At 65.0% G+C, this 6,216-nt stretch carries 5 protein-coding genes and 1 pseudogene; all 6 read left to right on the top strand.

Annotated elements, in window-relative coordinates:
• Nucleotides 1-206: pseudogene (locus tag Q7T10_RS18690) on the top strand (cell division protein FtsH); the annotation flags it as partial.
• A complete protein-coding gene (locus Q7T10_RS18685; RefSeq protein ID WP_304751107.1) occupies nt 203-988 on the top strand; it encodes an outer membrane lipoprotein-sorting protein in 786 nt (261 codons plus the stop codon). The pseudogene Q7T10_RS18690 and the gene Q7T10_RS18685, both read left to right, overlap by 4 nt.
• Entirely contained in the window at nt 985-1,686 is a 702-nt protein-coding gene (locus Q7T10_RS18680; RefSeq protein WP_304751105.1) for an ABC transporter ATP-binding protein, read from the top strand. Before Q7T10_RS18685 ends, Q7T10_RS18680 begins: the two co-directional genes overlap by 4 nt.
• Nucleotides 1,686-4,181, top strand: coding sequence for an ABC transporter permease (locus Q7T10_RS18675; protein WP_304751104.1), 2,496 nt, complete (start codon nt 1,686-1,688; stop codon nt 4,179-4,181). Before Q7T10_RS18680 ends, Q7T10_RS18675 begins: the two co-directional genes overlap by 1 nt.
• Nucleotides 4,174-5,319 carry a hypothetical protein gene (locus tag Q7T10_RS18670; RefSeq protein ID WP_304751102.1) on the top strand — a complete coding sequence of 382 codons (1,146 nt, stop codon included), beginning with the start codon at nt 4,174-4,176 and terminating at the stop codon, nt 5,317-5,319. The genes Q7T10_RS18675 and Q7T10_RS18670 overlap by 8 nt, the downstream gene beginning before the upstream one ends.
• Nucleotides 5,320-5,511: 192 nt before the next feature.
• Nucleotides 5,512-6,216: TolC family protein (locus tag Q7T10_RS18665; RefSeq protein ID WP_370653797.1), on the top strand; the 705-nt coding region annotated here is incomplete at its 3' end.

The following is a 6,216-nucleotide window of genomic DNA, read 5'->3' as shown; positions in this document are numbered from 1 at the left end:
TGATCGACACTGAAGTTCGCCGCCTGCTCGATGAGTCGCGCGCCCGCGTCAGCGCGACCCTGACGGCGCGTCGCGCGACGCTGGATGTGCTGGCCGGCGTGCTGCTGGAGAAGGAGGTGGTGGATCGCCACATGCTGGACGAACTGCTGCGTGCCGCTGCCCCAGGTCCGGCCACTGACGCAAGCGCCCCGACGGTGGCCGCATGAAGCGCCGCACGATGCTGACGATCTGCGGCCGATCGCTGGCTCGGGCCGGCTTCGCGGCCGGACTCCTGGAGGGCGCATCGACGGCCCGTGCGCAGGAACCCGGCGGCCGCGAGATTCTTGAGCGGGTGGAGCGCCTGCTCTGGGGCAGCACCGTGCAGGGCGAGTACGAGATGAACATCACCACGCCACGCTGGCAACGCACGCTGGCCCTGCGGGTCTGGATCGAGCGGCCCCGGCGCTCCTTCGTGCGCATCCTGTCGCCGGCCAAGGAAGCCGGCATCGGATCACTGCGCATCGGCAGCGAGATGTGGAACTACCTGCCCAGCGTGGAGCGCGTGATCAAGATCCCGCCCTCGATGATGTTGCAGCCGTGGATGGGTTCGGACTTCACCAACGACGACCTGGTCAAGGAGAGCAGCATCCTGGACGACTACACGCACAAAATCGCCGGAACGACGACAGTCGACGGTCAGGAGGCCTACCAGGTGGACGCCACGCCGAAACCTGAGGCCGCCGTCGTGTGGGGCCGCGTGCTCTATCTGGTGCGCAAGCGCGATTTCATGCCCATCAAGGAGGAGTTTTTCAGCGAGCGCGGTGAGTTGGTCCGTGTGCTGAGCTTCTCCGACGTGCGCAGCGTCGGCGGACGTACCCTGCCCACGCGCTGGGAAATGCGGCCTGTGGCCAAGACCGGAAATCTCACCACGGTGGTGCTGAAAGATGCCGTCTTCGACCGCCCGGTGGATGAGGCGATCTTCAGCCAACGCCATCTGCAGAAGCCATGAGCGATGCCGACATCGTCGTCAAGCTGGAGCAAGTCAGCCGCGTGTACCGGCAAGACAGTGTGGCCGTTCACGCGCTGGACGGCATTGACCTTGAGATCCGCCGCGGCGACTTCGCCGTCCTCGTCGGCCCCTCGGGTTCCGGCAAGACCACGCTGCTGAACCTGGTTGGGGGTCTCGACTCTCCGACCACGGGCCGCATCTGGATCGCGGGCACCGAGACCGGCCGCATGAGCAAGGCTGAACTGTCGGAGATGCGCCTGCGCAAGATTGGTTTCGTGTTCCAGGAGTTCAACCTGATTCCGGTGCTGTCGGCACTGGAGAACGTCGAGTTCGTGATGCTGCTGCAAGGCAAGTCCGAGGCGCAGCGGCGTACGCGAGCCATGGACTTGCTCAAGGAACTGGGCCTGCAGGGACTGGAACACCGGCGCCCGGCTGAACTGTCGGGCGGCCAGCAGCAACGCGTTGCGGTGGCGCGCGCGATCGCGGCCGAGCCGGTCATCGTGCTGCCGGACGAACCGACAGCGAACCTGGACTCAAAGGCCGGCGCGGCGCTGATGGACCTGATGCGGCGGCTGAACGAAGACAAGGGCGTGACCTTTGTCTTCTCGACCCACGACCCGATGGTGGTCGAGCGTGCGCGCCGCGTCATTCGTCTGCGTGATGGCCGCATTGAATCGGACGAGCGGAAGCCGGTGTGATGCTCGCCAAACTCGCCTGGCGCAACGTTGCGCGCAATCGCAGGCGCTCTGCCATCACGATCCTGTCGATTGCCGTCGGGTTGGCAGCCTTGACCTTTGTCTGGGCCTTCATCGACGGCATGAACCGCCAGATGATCCAGAACAGCACGCGTTTTCTGGCCGGCGACGTGCAGGTGCACTTGAAGGGCTACCACGACGATCCGACCCTTGACCTCACCATGGCCGAAGCCCAGCCTGTGCTGGCAGCGGTGCGCAACGACCCGAACGTGGAGGCCGCGACGGTGCGCCTGGAAGGCAAGGCCCTGGCCAGCCGCAGTGACAAGTCGCGCGGGATCACACTGGTCGGCGTCGACCCGGGCAACGAAGGGCGGGTGAGCGTGCTGTTCAACGCGGTCGTCAGTGGCACAGTCTTGAGCGACAGCACACCCGGCGTCCTGATTGGCGAGCAGCTCGCGCAGGCGCTGGGCCTGGCGGAGGGGGATGACCTGTTGTTGGTGGGTCAGGCCTACGACGGCTCGCTTGCCAGCGGGCGATTCCCGGTGCGCGGCGTGTTTCGCACGCGTATTGATGAGCTCGACGGCCGCGTGGCGGTGCTGCCGCTGGCCGTCGTGCGCGACTTCTTCGCCGCGCCGTCGGGCGCGAGCGCGATCGCCATGCGCTTGCGCGACCGCGACCAGCTCGACGCGACCCAGGCCCGCCTGACGCAACGCCTGGGGCCCGGCTATGAGGTGCTCAGCTGGCCTCGACTGCTGCCGCTGGTGGTAGTCAGTACCCGGTTTCATGAGGTGATGGCCTGGGTCGTGCTGGTGGTGTTCTTCGGCATCGTCGCCGCCGCCGTCGCCAACCCGGTGCTGATGGCGGTGCTGGAGCGCACGCGTGAGTTCGGCATCATGCTGGCGCTCGGCATCAGCCGCGCCCGACTGCTCGGTCTGGTGCTGCTCGAAGCGATGATGCTGGGCGGACTCGGGCTGCTGGCCGGCAACCTGCTCGGCTTGGCCGTCACGGCCTTCTTCGCCCGAACCGGGATCGATCTGGGCGCTTTTGGCGCCGCCTTGCGCACGATGCCTGGGCTCGAGGATGTGATCTACCCGGTGATCCGGCTTGAGCGCAGTGCGATGGTCTCGCTGGCCGTCTTCGCCACGGCCTGCCTGACGGCGCTCTATCCGGCTGCGAAGGCGGCCTTGCTCGAACCGGTAACGGCGATCCGCGGCCTCGCCGGACCGCGCCACGTGAGCGGCCACGGTACGCCGGCGTCGAGCTCGCACTGGCCGGTGTTCATGGTGATCGCCGGCCGCAACATCCTGCGCAATCCGCGGCGCACGGCGATCACGGCGGGAGGGACCGCGTTCGGGATCGTTGCCTTCGTTTTCCTCTTCAGCTATTTTGATGGTTTCGGCGAGGATTTGATCGAAAACTCCACCCGTTACGTGACCGGCCATGTGCAGTTGGAGCGGGCCGGGTTCCGGCAGGACTACGCCCCCGAACTGGCCTTCGAGGACGCCGAGGCACTGCTACAGCAGTTGCGCGCCGTCCCCGAAGTCGAGGCGGCCGCGCCGCGGGTGCAGGTGCAGGCACTGGCGAGCAGCGCCGCGAAATCGGAAGGCATCCTGCTGACCGGCATCGTGCCCGAGGCCGAGCGCGGGGTCACGTTCATCCATCGCACCATCGTCGAGGGCAATCCGCTTGCTGCCGGCGCCGATCGCGACATCCTGATCGGGCGCAAACTGGCCGAACGGCTAGGGGTGCGCTTGGGGGAAAAGGTGATTGTCATGGCGCAAGCCGCCAGCGGTGAACTCGGCACCGCCGCCTACCGCATCGGCGGCATCTTCGCGACCGAAAGCGGCTCCTTCGACAGCGCGATGGCCTTTGTCACGCTGCGGGCCGCGCAGTCGCAGCTCGCCCTCGGTTCGCGCGTGTCAACCATCAACCTGCGCCTGCGCGACCGCGCCGCGCTGGCCGGGCGCCTTACGGACCTGCGCCAGCGTGTTGCCGCGTCCGGCTTGTCATTTCAGCCCTGGCAGGAGTTGCTGCCACAACTTGAGGAGATGGTCCGGATGATCCGAATCATCAGCCACATCCTGCTCGCCATCGCGTTCGTCGTCATCGCGATGGCGATCATGAATACCGTGTTCATGGCGGTGACCGAGCGCACGCGCGAGTTTGGCGTGATGATGGCGCTGGGCACGCCGCCGGCCGCGATCCAGCGCATGGTTGTCTACGAGACGCTGGTGCTGATGCTGCTGGCGTCGTTCATTGGCTACGGCATCAGTGCCTTGCTGGTGGCGTACTTCGGACGCCAGGGCATCGACCTGTCGGGATTCTTCCGTGGCTACTCGGCCATTCCCGGCCTTACCGGGGTCGTCCACCCGAAGCTGGTCGCGAGTCACATCGGCGTGCCGGGCCTGGTGTTGTTTGTGGCCAGTGTGCTGGTCTCGCTGTATCCCGCGGCACGGGCTGCCCGCCTCGACCCAGTGCAGGCGATCCGCCATGCCTAGGCCGTCACGTTTCACGGACGTTTTCATCCTGGCGCTGGCGGGATGTGCTGCTTCGGCTTTGGCGCAGGACGATCCGGCCCTGCGTGTGTCGGGCTACTACAAGAACCTGTTGCTGCGCTCCGAGACTTGGGCCGGCGAGCGCTACAAGCTCGATCTCAACCGCTTGCGCCTGGAGCTGAAGGGCAAACTCAGCCCCGCCATGAGCTTCGATGTCCAGTATGACAATGAGGCATTGATTGGCAGTTACCTGCGAACCGCGCAGTTCCAGCAGCAAAAGGACTTGCCGTCCTCTCAGTACTGGTCCGCTCAGGGCAGCTATGTTGATCGACCCGCGCTGTATGGTGTGCACCGCCTGTACCGTGCCCAGTTTCAGCTTGCATTCGGTGATACCGATCTGCGCCTGGGCCGACAGCGCATTGCCTGGGGTACGGGCCGCTTCTGGAGTCCGCTCGACTTGCTCAATCCTGTGAGTCCAACGACGTTGGAGCGCGAGGAGCGGCCCGGCGTGGACGCCGTCCTGCTTGAGCACAGATTCGGGCCGGTCGCGCGCGTGGCGGCCGTATACGCTCCGAGCCGACTGGCGGGTGAGGATAGCCATGCGTTGCAGTGGCATGACCACGCCCGCGGCATCGATTATTCCGTGACGGCCGGCCGATTTCATGGCGACCGGGTCATTGGGCTCGACCTTGCCGGGCAAATCGGTCTTGCGGGCGTGCGCGCCGAACTGACCCGGGTTCTGTCACGCAACGGCGAAGTATTCAACCGCACCTTGCTTGGCATCGACTATGCTTTTGCCAACACGTTGACCCTGAGCGCTGAGTTCTACCGAGATGGCAGCGGTGCAGGCAGTCCTGCCGCCTATGACTTCTCCGCCCTGGCAAGCGGCAGCCGGCAAACGCTGGCGCAGCGCTATCTCGGCGTACGCGCGGGCTATGCGCTCACGCCATTGGTCAAGCTGAGCACCGATGTCGTTCTCAACCTGGCCGACCACAGCCGTTACGTTGCCCCAGGCATTAGCTACTCGATCCGGACCAATCTGGACCTCTCGTTTGGACTGCAATGGTTCAGCGGCGCGACCGGCAGCGAGTATGCGCGCCCACCGAGCGTGGCCTATGCGACCCTGCAGCAATTTTTTTGACGTCGCGGGTGCTCCTCCGCAACGCAGCACCAGGTCGGCAAGCTGAAAATGACAGAAATGTAATTTGCAGGTCAGTTATTCGTCGGGAGCAGGCGTGCAAACTGCGGTCATTCCATCCAGTTCGCCGCCTTGCGCGTCCAGATGGACGATGGTCCCTGTTTTTGCCCGACACTAAACCTCAGGAAAAAAACCATGAAAATATTCCAGAGCCCTTGGGGCCCCTTGTTCGCGGCCATTGCCAGCATATGGTGCTTCATGGCGCAAGCCCAGGAAACGCTACCGGGTGCGGATGTGCAAACGCTGCTCGCTATCGCCCGGGAGGCAAATCCCGAATACGCCAGCATGCGCTACGAGGCGCAGGCTGCGGCCGAGCGTGTGACGTCGGCCGGCGCTTTGCCCGATCCCAAATTCCGCACCGAGTTACGCGACATCACCAAGTTGGGCGAGCAGAGCCCGACCCTTTCGCCCAGCGACGTCGGCAGCACCCGCTATTTGCTGATGCAGGACATTCCCTGGTTTGGCAAGCGCGACCTGAGGCGGGACATCGCGGCTTTCGAAGCCGAAGGCACCCAAGGGCGGGCCATGGGAACCTGGTCTGATCTGGCAGCCAAGATCAAGATCGCCCACGCCCAACGCTATTTCCTCCATCGCAATGAAAAATTGACGCAGGAAATTCTGGATCTGGTCATCCGCCTGGAGAAAGTCGCGCAGGCCCGCTACGCCGGCGGTCTCGCCGCCCAGCAGGACGTCATCCGCGCACAAATCGAGCAGACCAATATGAATAGCGAGCTGGTGGCCCTCGCAAGCGAAGGCCGTCAGGTCAATGCGCGCCTGAATGCGCTGTTGGCGCGACCTGCGTCAGCACCACTGGCGGAGCCGCAAAGACTGCGCGCGTTG

It is taken from the genome of Rhodoferax sp., assembly GCF_030646845.1.
Lineage (GTDB): Bacteria > Pseudomonadota > Gammaproteobacteria > Burkholderiales > Burkholderiaceae_C > Rhodoferax.
The sequence above is the reverse complement of the archived record's forward strand: the minus strand, read 5'-3'. Positions and strand labels throughout refer to the sequence as shown.

Bases quoted from the DNA above. Each gene is read 5' to 3' on its own strand.
- Q7T10_RS18685 (WP_304751107.1), top strand. From the start codon at position 203: ATGAAGCGCCGCACGATGCTGACGATCTGCGGCCGATCGCTGGCTCGG.
- Q7T10_RS18680 (WP_304751105.1), top strand. From the start codon at position 985: ATGAGCGATGCCGACATCGTCGTCAAGCTGGAGCAAGTCAGCCGCGTG.
- Q7T10_RS18675 (WP_304751104.1), top strand. From the start codon at position 1,686: ATGCTCGCCAAACTCGCCTGGCGCAACGTTGCGCGCAATCGCAGGCGC.
- Q7T10_RS18670 (WP_304751102.1), top strand. From the start codon at position 4,174: ATGCCTAGGCCGTCACGTTTCACGGACGTTTTCATCCTGGCGCTGGCG.